At 70.6% G+C, this 15,689-nt stretch carries 13 protein-coding genes and 1 pseudogene; 5 read left to right on the top strand and 9 right to left on the bottom strand.

Features of this window, described 5'->3' with window-relative positions; genetic code table 11:
* Positions 1 to 42 precede the first annotated feature (42 nt).
* Positions 43 to 1,956 (bottom strand): N-acetylmuramoyl-L-alanine amidase, encoded by a 1,914-nt coding sequence (locus ACFU5O_RS13705; RefSeq protein WP_384239793.1) that lies wholly within the window; start codon positions 1,954 to 1,956, stop codon positions 43 to 45.
* Between the two features lie 425 nt (positions 1,957 to 2,381).
* On the opposite strand from ACFU5O_RS13705, the gene ACFU5O_RS13700 reads away from it, so the two are divergent.
* Complete coding sequence (locus ACFU5O_RS13700; RefSeq protein ID WP_384239791.1) at positions 2,382 to 2,897, top strand: GNAT family N-acetyltransferase; 516 nt, start codon at positions 2,382 to 2,384, stop codon at positions 2,895 to 2,897.
* Positions 2,898 to 3,436: 539 nt separating this feature from the next.
* Here the strand turns inward: ACFU5O_RS13700 and ACFU5O_RS13695 are convergent.
* Positions 3,437 to 4,558, bottom strand: a complete 1,122-nt coding sequence (locus ACFU5O_RS13695; RefSeq protein WP_384239789.1) for a phosphotransferase — start codon at positions 4,556 to 4,558, stop codon at positions 3,437 to 3,439.
* 232 nt (positions 4,559 to 4,790) lie between these two features.
* On the opposite strand from ACFU5O_RS13695, the gene ACFU5O_RS13690 reads away from it, so the two are divergent.
* Complete coding sequence (locus ACFU5O_RS13690) at positions 4,791 to 6,293, top strand: hypothetical protein (protein ID WP_384239788.1); 1,503 nt, start codon at positions 4,791 to 4,793, stop codon at positions 6,291 to 6,293.
* Between the two features lie 182 nt (positions 6,294 to 6,475).
* On the opposite strand, the gene ACFU5O_RS13685 is transcribed toward ACFU5O_RS13690, so the two are convergent.
* The 5 genes from ACFU5O_RS13685 to ACFU5O_RS13665 all read right to left on the bottom strand — a co-directional run bounded on the left by ACFU5O_RS13685 (position 6,476) and on the right by ACFU5O_RS13665 (position 11,708).
* Positions 6,476 to 7,942, bottom strand: a complete 1,467-nt coding sequence (locus ACFU5O_RS13685) for a PP2C family protein-serine/threonine phosphatase (protein ID WP_384239786.1) — start codon at positions 7,940 to 7,942, stop codon at positions 6,476 to 6,478.
* A gap of 211 nt (positions 7,943 to 8,153) precedes the next feature.
* On the bottom strand, positions 8,154 to 8,624 hold the full coding sequence (locus tag ACFU5O_RS13680; protein WP_384239785.1) for a nitroreductase family deazaflavin-dependent oxidoreductase: 471 nt from the start codon (positions 8,622 to 8,624) through the stop codon (positions 8,154 to 8,156).
* On the bottom strand, positions 8,621 to 10,021 hold the full coding sequence (locus tag ACFU5O_RS13675; RefSeq protein WP_384239783.1) for a cytochrome P450: 1,401 nt from the start codon (positions 10,019 to 10,021) through the stop codon (positions 8,621 to 8,623). Before ACFU5O_RS13675 ends, ACFU5O_RS13680 begins: the two co-directional genes overlap by 4 nt.
* Before the next feature lie 335 nt (positions 10,022 to 10,356).
* The gene (locus ACFU5O_RS13670; protein ID WP_384240419.1) at positions 10,357 to 11,286 is read right to left on the bottom strand and encodes an anti-sigma factor RsbA family regulatory protein; all 930 of its coding nucleotides are present in this window, start codon (positions 11,284 to 11,286) and stop codon (positions 10,357 to 10,359) included.
* On the bottom strand, positions 11,283 to 11,708 hold the full coding sequence (locus ACFU5O_RS13665; protein WP_384239781.1) for an STAS domain-containing protein: 426 nt from the start codon (positions 11,706 to 11,708) through the stop codon (positions 11,283 to 11,285). The genes ACFU5O_RS13670 and ACFU5O_RS13665 overlap by 4 nt, the downstream gene beginning before the upstream one ends.
* A 216-nt stretch (positions 11,709 to 11,924) precedes the next feature.
* Between ACFU5O_RS13665 and ACFU5O_RS13660 the strand changes: the two genes are divergently transcribed.
* Complete coding sequence (locus ACFU5O_RS13660) at positions 11,925 to 12,626, top strand: ArsR/SmtB family transcription factor (protein WP_384239779.1); 702 nt, start codon at positions 11,925 to 11,927, stop codon at positions 12,624 to 12,626.
* Positions 12,627 to 12,635: 9 nt separating this feature from the next.
* Positions 12,636 to 13,397 carry an SRPBCC domain-containing protein gene (locus ACFU5O_RS13655; RefSeq protein ID WP_384239777.1) on the top strand — a complete coding sequence of 254 codons (762 nt, stop codon included), beginning with the start codon at positions 12,636 to 12,638 and terminating at the stop codon, positions 13,395 to 13,397.
* A gap of 125 nt (positions 13,398 to 13,522) precedes the next feature.
* On the opposite strand, the gene ACFU5O_RS13650 is transcribed toward ACFU5O_RS13655, so the two are convergent.
* A complete protein-coding gene (locus ACFU5O_RS13650) occupies positions 13,523 to 14,053 on the bottom strand; it encodes a hypothetical protein (RefSeq protein ID WP_384239775.1) in 531 nt (176 codons plus the stop codon).
* 124 nt (positions 14,054 to 14,177) lie between these two features.
* On the opposite strand from ACFU5O_RS13650, the pseudogene ACFU5O_RS13645 reads away from it, so the two are divergent.
* Positions 14,178 to 14,836: pseudogene (locus ACFU5O_RS13645) on the top strand (DUF6629 family protein).
* 7 nt (positions 14,837 to 14,843) lie between these two features.
* Here ACFU5O_RS13645 and ACFU5O_RS13640 read toward each other — a convergent pair.
* Positions 14,844 to 15,686, bottom strand: coding sequence for an amino acid ABC transporter ATP-binding protein (locus tag ACFU5O_RS13640; RefSeq protein WP_384239773.1), 843 nt, complete (start codon positions 15,684 to 15,686; stop codon positions 14,844 to 14,846).
* Positions 15,687 to 15,689: the final 3 nt, after the last annotated feature.

The raw sequence follows: 15,689 nt of genomic DNA, 5'->3' as shown, positions 1-15,689 counted from the left end.
GTGATCACCCGTCCGGATGAACCCGCAGCTCCGGCCCCCCTCCTACCGGGTCAGCACACGCACATCCGCCGCCTTCACAAAAGCGACCCGGTGCCCGAACTGGATCTCGTGGTAGACCTCCTTGCCGCGCACCACCGTGTGCCCGCTCGTGTCGTACACCGGCGCGTAGTAGTACTCGCCCGCGGTCCGCTCGCCGGCTACGTACCGCTGGCCCGCGAGCAGCCTGTACGGCAGCGGCGTCACGGCCTGCACCGGAACACCCGCCGGGTACGCGGAGGCCTCCGGGTAGGCCCTTCCGTACACCGGGACTTCCGCGAGGCCCTCCCGCGGCGTGACCATGGATGCCCACGCGCCCACCGCGGTCGGCTGCCGCGACGGGTTGTGGAACCAGGCCTTCTGCCCGAGGTACCAGATCGCCGTCCAGTCCCCGCGCCGCTCCGCGACCGCGTACCGCTGCCCCGTCGATGCCCGGGCTCCCGTGTCGTTCACACCGGTCGTGGAGGCCTCGCCGCCCGGCCGCAGACCGATGTCCTTCACCAGAGGGGCGGAGGCGTCCGGCCCGGTGTGCAGCCGCACCGCACCGGAACCGTGCGGGACACAGGAGTCACCGGGCTTCGCACAGCTCGTGTAGGGCGGCTGGTGCGCCACGTAGTCCGGACGGATCGTCACCACGGCGGAACCCGGACCCGCGGAGGGGATGAACGGCCGCCCGAGCAGGGCGAAGTAGTGCGCCCAGTCCCAGTAGGGGCCCGGGTCCGTATGCATCCCGGGAACGGTCGAGGGCACCGTGCCCGGCACATTGTCGTGGCCGATGATGTGCTGCCGGTCGAGCGGGATGCCGTACCGCTGGGCGAGATACCGCACCAGACGCGCCGAGGATCGGTACATCGCCTCCGTGTACCAGGCGTCCGGGCTGACGAGGAATCCCTCGTGCTCGAGACCGACCGACTTGGCGTTGACGAACCAGTTGCCCGCGTGCCATCCGACGTCCCTGAGCCGCAGATGCTGCGCGATGTGACCGTCGGACGAGCGCAGCGAGTACTGCCAGGACACATAGGTCGGGTCCTGGACCAGCCGGAGGGTGGTGTCCCAGCTCGCCTCGGTGTCATGGATGACGATGTAGTCGATCGACTGGGAGGCCGGCCGGTCCGCCTTGTCGTGGTTACCGTAGTCGCCCTCGCCGAACTCCTCGTACGGTGCCGGGATCCACTCGCAGGCCACCGTCGGCGGGCACTCCGTCAGGCCCGCGTCGACGGTGCGCAGTCCGAGGCGCGCGGCCGTCGCCCTGTCCGGCCGCAGAGCGGCGTCGGCGAGCAGCACGACCCGATCGCCGGTGTCGGTGGTGCGGCGCTGACCGGAGCGGATCACCTCGTACACGTCATCGGCATACGCTGTCGCGGTCGCCGTGTCGTCGGCGCCGGAGAAGCGTGCCACCGCCCCGTACCAGTCCGCCGGATCCGTGCTCGGGTCCTGGCCGAGCCGGCGCTGCGCGTCGGCGAGGAGGGCGGCGCCGCCGCGGATGTTGGCCGCGGGGCTGGTGCGCAACCGCTCCGACGGAGTGCCGGTGAGCGCCGCCGCCCGCGCGAGCGTCCGCAGCCGGGGAGGCAGAGCGGAAGCATCGGGAGCCTTCACGGCCTCCCGCTCCGCCCGGTGTGCCTGGTGCGGCCGGGAGTTGTCGCCGCGGGCGTCCTCGGCGCCGTGCGAATGATGCGGGGCCTCGGCCAGCGCCGTGGCGGCATCCGTCAGATGCATGGGCCCGTACCCGCCGGTGACACTCGGCGCACCGCCGTGCCCGTCCCACCGGGACTGGAGGTAGGAGACCGCGAGCAGCACCGACTCCGGGACGCCGTACTCGGACGCGGCGGCGGTGAAGTCCTGCTGGAGAGAGCCGGCGGCCGGCTTCGCTCCGGCCGGTGGTCCGGCCGCGGCCAGTGACAGCAGCAGCGCCGCAGCCACGACGGCACTCGCGCGGGGACCTTTCGGTCGACCGGGGGCGGATCCTCGTCCTCGCAATGCAGCCTCCAGAGAGGGGGGTTACGCAGTGGGACGTGCGGGGTCAACTCGCCTACAGGGGTAGCGAGTATCGAACGGCTCGTCAATGGATCAATCCTGGTGGCGCCGTGGCCTGTGGTGCTTCACCGGAATGGACCAATGTCTTTCCGGATCGGGTCCGATGAGTGGTCATCGGATCAGCGGCAGTCTGATGGTCACGATTTCAATGAGTGACGCCGAATGTGCGAAGCGTAATCGATATGGCGCAAACCGGCCTTGAGCCCACCCGCGCCAGCCAAAAGACTTCTCCTGTGCCCAGGGCGGAACGGATCGTACCGGGCCCCGTGGCACGACATCCGCGTTCACGAGGAAGAGAGGAGACCGCAGCTATGCCCGCCTCCGGCCCTCGAGGTACGGAACACCCGATCACGCTGACCGACGGCACCACCACCCGGACCCGGGAGGCGACTTCCGCCGATCTCGCACCGATCCAGGCGCTGCACCGCCGTTGCTCGCCCGGGAGCCGGGCGCTGCGCTACCACATGGGCAAACCCCAGCTGTCTCCGGCGGGATGGCGGCTGCTTTCGGACCCGGAGCGCGGCACCACTCTGGTCACCACCACTGCCCAGCGCACGGATCGCATCATCGCCATGACCAACGTCATGCGCACCGAGCAGCATGGCGTGGGGGAACTCGCCGTACTGGTCGAGGACGAATGGCAGTTCAAGGGGCTGGGTACGGCGCTCGCCGCGCATGCCGCCGACGTGGCCCGCCGGGACGGACACCAGGTGCTGACCGCATCGGTGGCCGCGGACAATGCGCCGATGCTCCATGTGCTGGAAAGTCTGGACGCGCCCTCGACGCAGGCCAACGGGTCCGTCCTGGACATCCGCATACCGCTCTAGACCGACCTGTGTGACGAGGTCGCTGGTCGGTCCACGGCCGGTCGACCGGCTCAACCGTTGTCGACCAGGTCGACGGCTGAGCGACCCGTCCTGGCCCGTGGCGCTCTCGCCACCCGGTCCGTTCACGATCTGCGGGAGGACAGCAGTGTGCTGATCGTCCGCATTACGGAGTCCGCAAGCGCGTCCGGTACGGCCGCCTGCATCCAACCGAGCCGTTCGGAAGGACGTCGGCGGCGCCGGTGCTCCAGGCCTGACTCCTCAATTCGCCAAGGCAGCCGCCCGGTTGACCGGCGGTGGGGCGAACCGCCCGGCCGCTGCCCGGACGTGTTCCTTCCAGCGGACCTGCAGGAACTCCACCGTCCAGCCGGGTCGGCGGGAGTCCAACTCGCCAGCTTCCGCCACCGCGTTGAGCAGCCACCGGCCGACCCGTCGTCGCGGTCGGCGATACCGCTAATGATCGCGACTCCGCAGGGACCGACAGAGCGCTGCGCGCCCGGTGTGTCGGCACTGGGCGCGCAGCGCTCTCCCCCCGTCGGCGGTCAGCGAGTGCCGACAGCAGCGCGCACGGCACGCCGTGCCAGCGCGCAGTCGTCGTGCAGCCGCCGCAACAGCAGTCGCTGTTCCTCCCCGGACGAGATTCCACCGGGTGGCAGAGGCACGGTCCCGGCCGGAGCCGCCTCCCGCATGGTCCGCTGCACCGCGGTCTCGTACGTCCGGATCTCCCGGGTCAGCACCAGCATCAGGTTGACCAGGAACGCGTCACGCGCCGCGGGTCCCGACTGCTGGGCGAGCTGGCTGATCTGCCGCCGGGCCAGGGGGGCGTCGCCCATGACGGCCCACAGCGTTGCCAGGTCGTAGCCCGGCAGGTACCAGCCCGCGTGCTCCCAGTCGACGAGCACCGGACCGGTCGGCGCCAGCAGTATGTTCGACAGCAGGGCGTCGCCGTGACAGAACTGTCCCACGCCATGCCGCCCGTTCGCATGCGCGAGGCCGCGCATCAGCTTCTGCAGATCGCCCAGATCACGGTCGGTGAACAGCCCCAGCTCGTGATAGCGGGCGATCCGCGACGCGTAGTCCAGCGGAGCATCGAACATCCCGGCAGGCGGCCGCCACGAGTTGAGCCGGGTGATCGCCCCGAGCACCGCCCGCACGTCCGCACGCGGCGGCGCCTCGGACGGATGGCGGGTGAGGGCGGCCGGCCGTCCCGACATGCGCTCGATCACCAGTGTGCAGTTGTCCGGATCCGCGGCGATGAGCCGCGGCACCCGCACCGGCGGGCGGTGTCGGACGAACGCACGGTATGCAGTTATTTCGTGGCGGAACCGTTCTTCCCACACCGGAGACTGGTCCAGTAAACACTTGGCGACCGCCGTGGCGCGGCCCGTGCTGCCGACGAGGAGGACCGAGCGTCCGCTCCTGCGCAGCACCTGCACCGGATTGAACTCCGGGCAGATCCGGTGCACCGACGCGATCGCCATGCGCAGCTGCGCGCCCTGGGGACCTGACAAGTCGATTCTCCCGCTGAGCGGTTGGCCGGAGGTCGCCGGCCACCTCCGTGTGCGCCCTGCTGCGGGGGTGGGGTCGAGAAACGGCCTGCCGCCGACCGGCACGGAGCGCTGCGGCCGGGGCGGGGCGGACACGGAGGACGATGCTGTGTACATGGGCGAAACAGATCCCTTCGTGTGCCGACAAGTCGCGTGCGCGGCCCTGCCCCGGAAGCCTTCGGCACCTGGGGAATGCGGTCAGGTTGCCGGGGCGGGGTGGCGCTTTCCTACCTGACACCCGGTCGCGGGTGGCACACCATCTGGCGGACCCTGGCGAACCCTGGCGAATAGTCGCCACGCATCTGACACGGGGTTACTGTCAACTCAGCCGAGAACCTGGGGGCTTGACGTGACCGGAGAACCCAACACCCGCCTTTCCGACCTGTTCGGCCTCGCCGGATGGTCCAAGGGCGAACTCGCGAGGCTGGTGAACCGGCAGGCGGCGGCCATGGGCCATCCGCAGCTGGCGACCGACACCTCGCGGGTGCGGCGTTGGATCGACACGGGAGAGATCCCGCGCGATCCGGTGCCCGAAGTGCTGGCAGCTCTGTTCACCGAGCGACTCGGCCGTGTCGTGACCATCGAGGACCTCGGTTTCGTACGGCAAAGGCGCACAGGGAAACGGCGAGACGTCAGCAGCACGCACAACCCTGACGGCCTGCCATGGGCGCCCGAACGTACGGCGGCGGTCCTCACCGAATTCACGGGAATGGACCTCATGCTCAACCGACGCGGCTTGGTGGGCGCGGGCGCCGCGCTCGCCGCAGGCTCCGCACTCAGCAGCGCCATGCACGACTGGCTGCACACCGACCCCGCACTCGCCGACGACGCCCCTCGCTTCAACGACCCCCTGCACGCCGACCCCGCTGGGTTCGACCGCTACGAGGCCGCCCCCATCGGGTCGCAGGAGATCGAGGCACTGGAACGCTCCGTCGAAGTGTTCCGTGCCTGGGACGCGGCGCGCGGAGGCGGGCTCCAGCGCAAGGCCGTCGTGGGCCAGCTCAACGAAGTGGGCGGCATGCTCGCCTACCACCACCCCGACCATCTCCAGCGGCGCCTCTGGGGCGTCGCCGCCAACCTCGCCGTACTCGCCGGCTGGATGTCCCACGACGTCGGCCTCGAACCCACCGCCCAGAAGTACTTCGTCATCGCCGCCCACGCGGCCCGTGAGGGCGGCGACCGCCCCCGCGCAGGCGAAGCCCTCTCCCGGGCCGCTCGCCAGATGGTGCATCTGGGCCGCCCCGACGACGCCCTCGACCTGATGAAGCTCGCCAAGTCCGGCTCCGGCGAGGAGACCCTGCCCCGTACGCACGCGATGCTGCGTACCATCGAGGCCTGGGCACAGGCTTCCATGGGCCGGGGCCAGGCCATGCGCCGCACCCTCGGGGAGGCCGAGGAGCTGTTCGTGTCCGACAAGGGGGACGTACCGCCGCCGAGCTGGATGCAGCTGTTCGACGAGGCGGACCTGCACGGCATGCAGGCCCTTGCCTACCGCACCCTCGCCGAGCACGAACCCGCCGCTGCGAACACCGCGCAACGCCACGCCAGGCAGGCGCTGGAACTGCGGGAGGGCGGCCGTCAGCGATCCAAGATCTTCGACTACATCTCGCTGGCCTCGGCCTGCTTCATCGCCGACGACCCGGAACAGGCCGACCGGTACGCGCGGTTGGCTCTGGTGTCGATGGGGGAGACCTCATCGCTGCGTACCTGGGACCGACTGCGTGAGATGTACCGCCTGACCGGACACTATGCCGGCTACGCGAAGATCCAGGACCTCCGCGAGGAGATCCAACTGGCCCTGCCCGACAGCGCCTCCAGCCCCTCCAGGCGCACCAGAAGCGCGGAGATCTGAGCGCGCGGTGGACGCCCGGCCCTTGAGGACGACGTGACCACCCTTGCTCGTCAACTGCTCGTGCATCCCGTTCATGCCGGACACCACTCCGCAGCACCGTCCGGGAAGTACGTCCGTACGCCCTCACCCGGCCAGGCGAACAGGCCGCCGGGACGACGGGCCGAACAGCCTCCCGTGGTGGGCTAGTTGATCCTGGCAACCATCACGCAGGCGTCATCCTCACGCTCGTTCTCGCCGAACTCCTCGACGATGGTCCGTACGCACTCCTGGGCGCAATCGGAGACGGCGAAGCGGGAGGCGAGAGCGAGGAGGCGGTTCACACCGGAATCGTCGTGCGCATCGGCGCCCCGGACCAGCCCCTCCGTGTGAAGCACCAGCAGATCGCCCGGGAGCAGTTTCACCTCGGCCTGCTCGTACACCGCACCCGGCGTGGCCCCGAGGAGCACCCCTTCCGGTGGCGTCAGCACGCACCCCGTCCCTTCGCGGAACAGCAGAGGGGCGGGGTGTCCCGCCTGCGCCCAGGAGAGCGTCCGCGTCGCCGCGTCGTAGTGGCAGCACGCCGCGCCGCCGAGGGACGGCTGCGACGCGGTGTCCAGCAGCTGGTTGAGGTGCCCCAGCAGCGCGGCCGGCCGGATACCCGCCACGGCCATTCCACGCAGCGCGCCGAGCAGCATCGCCATCGTGGAAGTGGCCGCCACCCCGTGGCCGGTGAGGTCCCCGACGCTCAACAGGGCCCCAGCATCAGGAAGCTCAAGGGCGTCGAACCAGTCCCCGCCGATCAGGGTGCCGGTCGCGGAGGGAAGGTGGTGGCCGGCCAGATCCAGGGCCGCGGGCCCGTCCTGCGGGAGGGAGAGCGAACCGCGCCACGGTGGCAGGACGGACTCCTGGAGCTCGACCGCGATGCGGCGCTCCGTCCGGGCGATGTGCTCCCGGCGGGCCAGCGTGTCACCCGATTCGCGGGCGGCGCGCTGGGTCCTGCGCAGTTCGCTGACGTCCCGTAACACCGACCACATCGAGGCGGTACAACCGTCGGGGTCGAGGACCGGCTCGCCCATCATATGGAGGGTGCGGATGCTGCCGTCGGCCCGCACGATGCGGAACTCGCCGTCGATCGGCTTCCCGTCGATGAGACAGTCCGTCACCATCGCGGTGAGCAGGCTCTGGTCCTCGGCGAACACCACGGAGGGCAGCTCGTCCAGCGACATGGGGTCGCTGCCGGCCGGCCTGCCGAAGATCTGATAGAGCTCGTCCGACCAGCTGACCTCGTCCGTCAGCAGATTCCACTCCGCGCTGCCGACCCTGCTGAGCAGCGACCCGGCGCCCGGTGACACCTCCGCGTACGGACCGGCGACCTCGTCGTCGAGGCTCCCGCCTCCGGAGAGGCCGGATGCGTCGGCGGGATCGGCCAGAGCGGGTGGACCCTCCTTGAGCTGGCCCAAGTGAGCGCCCAGGTCATCGAGATGATGGACGGCAAGGTCACACAGTGCCCGCTGCCAGCGCCCCTGTGGGTCGTCCTCGTCCACCACCGCGTCGCGCCGGACCGCGTCCACATCACCGCGCAACCTGCGGGTCTGCGAAATCAACTCGTCCACCGTGCCGCGCCTGGGCGGCTGCGGGGCGGGACGGTCCGCGAACAGATGGGACGGCATGTCGTACTCCGATGCAGGCGCGTCACGGCCAGGTCCGAGATGAGGACCGGTTACGACTGTTGCACAGGGAGCAAGCACGCGTAAGGGATTTGGCAACACTCGATACGGTGGTGCTTCTGGCATGTGCCAAAGGCCGGGTGGTGAACAAGCAGGCCCAGGCGGGCAGTTGATGGCACATGCACAAGGCCCGAGGGCCGGGGCGGGCGCCCGGTCACGTCTCCGTCCGCCTGAGCCGAACCACCGGAATGTCACGCTCCGTGCGCTGCTGGTATCCGGCGTACGGAGCGAACACCTCGACCAGGTGCGGCCACACCCGCGCCTTGTCCTCCGGCGACAGCGTCTGAGCGACCGCCGCGAACCGCTCCTTGCCGACACGCAGCCACACATCAGGCTCGTCGAGCAGATTCAGGTACCACAGCGGATGCCGGGAGGACCCGCCGTTGGAGCCCACGACGAGAAGATCGTCGCCGTCGCGGCCGTAGATCAGGACGGTCCGGCGCCAGACACCCGACCGCCGCCCCTTGTAGTCGAGCAGCAGACAAGGGGCGCCCTGTATGGTCGTCCCCTTTGTGCCGCCCGACTCCTCGTACAGCTGAGCCTGCTTGGCGACCCACCCGGTGGGACTGACGTCCACCACATCCGGAACGGGGCCGACAGGATGTCCCGCCTCGTGTTCGGTCATGAGGCCACCGTAACTCCATGCGGCCCGGCGGGCCGAAGCACGGCACGCACAGGAGCGCCCGGCTGCAGCGTGAGTCCCGGCTTCGGCGGCACCACACCGCGTCCCGCGTCGACATGGAATCGCTGTGCGAGCGTCGCCAGCACCAGGACGGCCTCCACCATCGCGAACCGCGCACCCAGACAGGCCCGCGCTCCGCCGCCGAAGGGGAACCAGGCGTGGTCCGGTGCCACCTGCCCCTCGCCCGCCTCCCACCGCTCCGGCCGGAACGACTCCGGGTCGGGGAACCAGCGGGGATCCCGGTGCGCACTCCACTGGCTGGACCACACCACCGTCCCCTCCGGCACCGGAAGTCCGCCGAGCTCCGAACCCTGCTTCGCTGTCCCTGTCATCAGCCACACGGGAGGGAACAGGCGCAAGGTCTCCTTCACCACCTGCTCGGTGTACGCAAGCCGTCGCAGATCGTCGAACTCCGGCGCGCGGCCGCCGAGAACCGCGTCCAGCTCCTCCCCGAGGCGCAGACGGGCGCGGGGGTTCCGCGAGAGCAGGTACCAGGCCCAGGTGAGCGTCGTGCCGGTCGTCTCATGCCCGCCGATGTAGAGGGTCACCGCCTCGTCCCTGATCTCCTTGTCGGACAGCGGCAGCCCCTCTTCGTCCCTGGCCGCCAGGAGCCGGCTCAGCAGATCGTCCCGATCCTCGCCACTGCGCCGCCGTGCCTCTGTCACCCGCCCCACCTCGGCGTCGATCACCTCGACGGCCCTGCGCAGTCCCCGGCGGCCGGGTGTGGGCACCCACGGGGGCAGGAACAGCGTGATGCCCCGGAACTCGTCGCCGATCGCCCGCTGCGCCACGTCCATGGCCGAGCCGATCACGTCCTCCCGCCCGGCGGTGTCGGCGCCGAACAGGGTCCGTACGGCGATCCGCTGAGTGAGCGCCAGCATCTCGCGCCGTACGTCGATGCTCCGTCCCGGCCGCCAGGCGTCCGCGAGCCGGGTGGCGCACTCCGTCATCGTCCGCGTGTACGACCTCACCTGCCGGGGCCGCACGGCGGGCTGGACGAGCGCCCGCTTGCGCCGCCATGCCGGACCCTCCGACGTCACGACACCGTCCCCGAGCACGAGCTTGAACGCCCATCCCAGCTCGGGGTGGCGGAAGACGGTCTCGATGCCCGTCAGCAGCTCGCCGATGTGCTCGGGGCGCGACACGAAGAGCGCGCGCTGCGGTCCGAGCCGCCATTCGACCAGGTCCCCGTGACCCCGCAGCCGTACGAAGAAGCCGAGCGGATCGCGCGCGAACGCCGGAAGATTGCCGAGCCCCGGCAGCCGCCGCGGACCGGGCACGACATCGGTGCGTCCAGGGCCGGTGGCGCCCCGTCCGGGAACAGTGGCTCCTGCGGTCATCCCCATGCCTCCCCGAAGTGTCGGCCGCCGGGCGACCCGGCGGCGTCGCGCGCGTACGTCATGTGCACGACCACTTTGCATGACGGTATGACGCGCCGTACGCCGCATCGGGGACTCGGACGGCCTGGCCCGGACGGCCGGCGCGGCACCAAGCCGGACGGCCCGGCGCCGACCGGGCGTGTGTGGGCCGACGGAGCAGGGGCACCCGGTACGGTGAGGAACGCTCACGTCTCTCCGAAAGAGCGATCCGCGACTGCTGCGGGAACCTCCAGCGCCGACCGGCCGCCTGACCGGGCACAGCCGGCCGCCGCGGACTGCGATCGCGGTGACGGTTCCTACCGCTCGAAGTGGATCCGTACGGTGGTCCCCTGCTCGCCGGTGTGGACGCGGACCAGATCCGAGACCTGGTGCACCAGCAGCAGGCCCCGGCCGCCGATCTGGTCGCGCCGGGCCGGGCGACGCCCGGCGAGCGGGTCACCGAGCCGGCCTCGGTCCTCGACCTGGCACACCACCCGGCCGTCTTCGCTCCAGAGCCGTACCGTACCGGAGCCACCGCCGTGGACCACGCTGTTGGTCGTCAACTCGGCAACGGCCAGGGCGAGATCGTCCACGTCCCGTCCGGTCAGGCCGAACCCTTCGGCCTGACCGACGGCGAAGTACCGTGCCCGGGGCAGACGATCGGCATCGAAAGCGAGAGCCACGGCCGAGGCCGGGGCCGGCAAGGCCCGGTTGTAGGCCGCGACGACGCCCTCGGGACCGTAGGTGCCACTGGGCTGCTCCTGACCGTCGACCACCACCACCGGATGCGTCGCATGCGCGTCGGCGAGCACGTCGGAGTTCAGCCGGACAGCGTCGTACGGGCACAGAATGGTGACCGCCCGACCGCGGAAGGCAAAGTTGATCAGCGCCTCGTGCTGTACGCACGCGGGGTATTCGGCCTGGGAGCGCCCCGCCCAGATCGGCTCACCGATGATCCGTACGCGCCCGGACGGGTGCCGATCGGCGAAGGCCCGCAGCACACCGGGGATGATCCGGCCCGGGTTCCGCCCGGCCTGCATCATGTCGAGGAACTGCACGTCCGTGGCGCTCGGGCCCAGCTCGGCCCTGACCAGCTTGAGGTTGTCGCCGGGAACCGCCACTGCCACCGGCTCACCGGCGTCCAGCCCGTCGCGGACGAACGGCACTGTCCCTGCCAGGTACTCCTCTTCGTCCCGGTAGAACAGCGCGGGGTGCACGAAGGGATCGACCACGGTCCCGGCGCTCAGCACTTCGTCACCTCGATAGCGGCCGCGTCGGGCCAGAACAGGTCCAGGGCGCGCCGCAGAGCGGGCGGCGGCTGATCGAGCACCATACGCCGGTCCCCGTGCAGGCGCTGTGCCGCGAGAGCCAGAACCGAGGCCCCGGCAACATCGACGAACGTGACGCCTGACAGTTCCAGGTACACGTCGCCTCCTCGCCCCACCACGCCGTCTCCCTGCCTCACCGCGTCGTCCGCCCGTCCCACCAGACGCTCCAGCTCACGTTCCCAGACCGTCCGCGTGGACAGGCTCACTTCCCCGGCGGCCCGCAGCCCCACCTTGTCCGTCAGCGGGCTGACCTCCAAAGCGGCACTGCCCTGCGGCGAGGACGCCACCGGCCGGGCCGCGGCCCGTCCCACACCCACCTGCTCCTCCAGGATCCTCGGCACTTCCCTGTTCCCGGACGCCACTGGAAGGCGGCGCCCGAGGTGCGCATACAACCCTACCGGCGCTCATGAGCGCGCAATCCGAGTTGCGAGGCGCCGACGGGACGTGGCTCACGGGACCGGCGACGCCTCAGCGGGGCGGACGGAGCTCCTGCTGCTGGTTCCACCGACAGAAGAATGAGTCTGGACAAGAAATGTTGTCGGTGAGAGGGTGGAGCCATGCTGGATGTGACCGTGATCGAGGACCCGTCGGCGGCAGCCGTGTCGCTGGACCCGATGCGGGCCAGGCTGCTCGCCGAGCTGGCCGGAGGCCCCGCATCGGCGGCGATGCTCGCGGGCCGCGTCGGGCTGCCCCGTCAGAAGGTGAACTACCACCTCAAGGCCCTGGAACGGCACGGGCTCGTCGAGCTGGCAGGGGAGCGCCGCAAGGGCAATGTCACCGAGCGGCTCATGCGGGCCACCGCGGCGTCCTATGTGATCTCCCCGCTCGCCCTGGCCGCCGTGCAGCCGGACCCGGCCCGCTTCCGCGACCAGCTCTCCGCACGATGGCTGCTCGCCGTCGCCGCCCGCCTGGTCCGTGACGTCGGGACTCTGATCACCGGCGCGGCGAAGGCCCGCAAGCGCCTGGCGACGTTCGCCCTCGACGGCGAGGTGCGCTTCGCATCGGCGGCCGACCGCGCCGCATTCGTGGAAGAGCTGACCCGTGGAGTCAGCGCCCTCGTCGCCAAGTACCACGACGAGGACGCAGAGGGCGGTCGAGAGCACCGCGTCGTCGTCGCCCTCCACCCCACCGTCAAACCGGCTCCCGAGACCGCTGGAACCTCCGGGAGCCCAAGAGCCCCGGAGGCACCGGAGGACCAGGAAGGTCCGGAAGCCCCGGAGAGCCCCCGCCCCGTCACCCGCGCGCCCGAGCGCACATAAGGAGTCGTCATGTCCAAGGAATCCGGGTCCAAGGGATCCGAGTCCAGGGAATTCGAGATCGTCCGCGAGTTCGAGGTCGACGCGAGCCCCGAGCAGGTCTGGGAGGCGATCACCACCGGTACCGCCGGCTGGCTGTGGCCCCTGGAGTACGAGCCGAAGCAGGGTGGCGCCGCCCCCTTCGGCGGCACCGTCACCGTATGGGACCCGCCGCACCGCCTGACCGGCCGCACGGAGAACGTCGAGGGCATCGCGCAACAGACCTTCAACCAGCTCGACCACGTCATCGAGCCCCTCGTGGACGGCGGTTGCCGCGTGCGCTATGTGCACAGCGGGATCTTCGTCGAGGACTGGGACAACCAGTACGACGGTGCCTCCAAGCACACCGACTTCTATCTGCACACCCTGCGCCAGTACCTGACCCACTTCACCGGACGCCTCGCCGCGTACGCCTCCGTCGACGCCCCCGGCGCATCGACCGCCGCCGATGCGCTCGACGTCGTGAGCCGCGGTCTCGGTCTGCCGGATGATGCCACCGAAGGGGCGACCGTACGCATCGACCTCCCCGGCACGGGCACGGCCGACGCGGTCGTCGACTACCGCAACCGGTACTTCGTCGGGCTGCGCACCGGCGACGCCATGTACCGCCTCTTCGGCCGCAACCACTTCGGTGCCCCGGTCGGCGTCAGCGTCCATGACTTCGCGCCCGGCGCCGACCCCGCCAAGACCGAGAGCGCCTGGCGCACCCGGCTCGAGGCACTGTTCGCCCAGTGACAGCCGTGCGGGTCCGGGGCCGCACAGGAGCAGTCCCGACCCCGCACGACGGGCCGCCGCAGGCTGGGGCTCAGTGGATGGGCGTCATCACCTGAACCTCGCCCTGCGGCTTCCCACGGCGGGCCTCAGGTGCGGCACGCCGCCGCGGCGCGCCGCACATCGAGCACGAACCGCTCAGGCGAGTGCAGCTTGAAGGACTTGTACGCCGGCTTGGTGTTGAACGCCGCCCCGAACGTGACCACTCCTTCGAAGTCCCCCGTCAGGGCGAGCCCCTTGAGTGCGGGCAGCCAGATCTTGATCAGCCGGGGCCCCTTGTAGACGGACTTTCCGGCGTCGTTGTGGGCGGCGGCGGGGGAGAGCTTGATCTCCAGGAAGTACTTCCCGGCGAGCGGGACCTTCTTCCCGGAGCCGTCGTACCGCAGCACTTTCACCGGCTTCACAGTGACCGGAGGCAGCTTGCCGCGGACGTCGATGACGATCCGGTCGTAGCACCCGTGCCCACCCCACCGGGCGTTGGTGACGAGTGCGATGGGCGGGGGAGCGGACTGCGGGACGGCGGACCGCGTCGCAGCCGCCGAGGCCGGAATCGTGGCGCCGATCCCGGCGATGAGAAGAACACCCGCGGCGACAGCCGCAAGGCGCGGACGGTAGTACATGGCGTCCCCCCATTTCTTCCGATACGGGGACAGTGGTGTCACCGATGAAGACACCGGCGGAAACCATACGGTTTCCGGAACTGGGCAAAAACCTCAGCTTCTTCCGAACCGGGATGGTGGCGCCATGTGCTGGAGCGCGACCGCGGACCTCGTCGCGGGGACGGCCATCGCCGCGACCGGCGTCGCCTGCGTCACCCAGGTGCGCCGCCCCCGCGAGCTGCTTCTTGCCGCGCTCCCCCTGCTCCTGGGCACCCACCAGGTCGTCGAATCCGCCGTCTGGCGGTCCGGGGGTGGTACCGGCTCGGCCACCCTCGCCTGGGCTGTCATCGCCCTCGTGCTGCTGCCGATCTGGGTTCCCGCCGGCGTGCTGCTTGCCGTACCGCCCCCGGCCGCGCTCCTCCGGACGGCCCCGATCGCCGCCGGCCTCGTCGTTTCGAGCGCCTTCGCATACTGTCTCGCCACGCGCCCTGTCAGCGCCGAAGTACGCGGCCACACACTGGGATACGTCCTCGACCTGCCGTACGCACCCCTCCTCCTCATGGGCTACCTGCTGGCCACGGTCGGATCGCTCCTGCTCGCGCCCGACCCGGTGCTGCGGGCTCTGGGTGTCGTCGTCGCAGCCGGCGCGGTGCTCTCTGCGCGCTGCTGTCGCGGCTGGAGTTCGTCTCCACGTGGTGCGCGTTCGCGGCGGTGGCCTCGGTCATGCTCCTCGCCTTGATCAGAGGAGGCCGGCGGGGGCGACCGCACCGACGGAGGTCGTCACCGGCGCGAGGTGGGGCCTGAGCCGGGATCAGGACTTCCGGGTGTCCTCACCTTCGCCGCCGGTTGCCGCGTCGGCGGGCCCTTCCGCGGCTGCCGGGTCAAGGATCCGGGTCAGGAAGTTCCGCGTCCGCTCGTGCCCGGGGTTGCCCACCACCTGCTCGGCGGGCCCCTGTTCGACGATCATGCCGGCGTCCATGAACACCACCCGGTCGGCGACCTCCCGGGCGAAGCTCATCTCATGCGTGACGACCATCATCGTCATGCCCTCCGCGGCCAGCACCCGCATCACGGCGAGCACGTCCCCCACGAGCTCCGGGTCGAGCGCCGACGTGGGCTCGTCGAAAAGCATCACTTCGGGATCCATCACCAGGGCCCGCGCGATGGCGACACGCTGCTGCTGCCCGCCCGACAGCTGCGCCGGGTACGCGTCGGCCTTGTCGGCCAGCCCCACCCGCTCCAGATTCCGGCGGGCCACTTCCGCGGCCTGCGCCTTGCCCCGCTTCAGGACGCGGCGCTGCGGCAGCGTGAGGTTCTCGGTCACCGTCACATGGGGGAAGAGGTTGAACTGCTGGAAGACCATGCCGATACGCCGCCGCACGGCATCGATGTCGACATCGGGATCGGTCACTTCCGTGCCGCCCACGAAGACCTGCCCCTGGGAGGGCTCCTCCAGCAGGTTCACACAGCGCAGCAGGGTCGACTTGCCCGAGCCCGAGGGCCCGATGACGCACACGACCTCGCCCCGGGCGATGTCGAGGTCGATGCCCCGCAGGACCTCGTTGTCGCCGAACGACTTGTGCAGCTCCCGGATCTCGACCTCGGGGCCGCCCGCGCCGGCCGTCCTTCCCGGCGTTTCCGTCCTCTGCTTCATGCC

This window comes from Streptomyces sp. NPDC057445, from assembly GCF_042802855.1.
In the GTDB taxonomy this organism is placed as follows: domain Bacteria; phylum Actinomycetota; class Actinomycetes; order Streptomycetales; family Streptomycetaceae; genus Streptomyces.
Note: the sequence above shows the minus strand (reverse complement) of the source record. Positions and strands in the feature narration are given on the sequence as shown.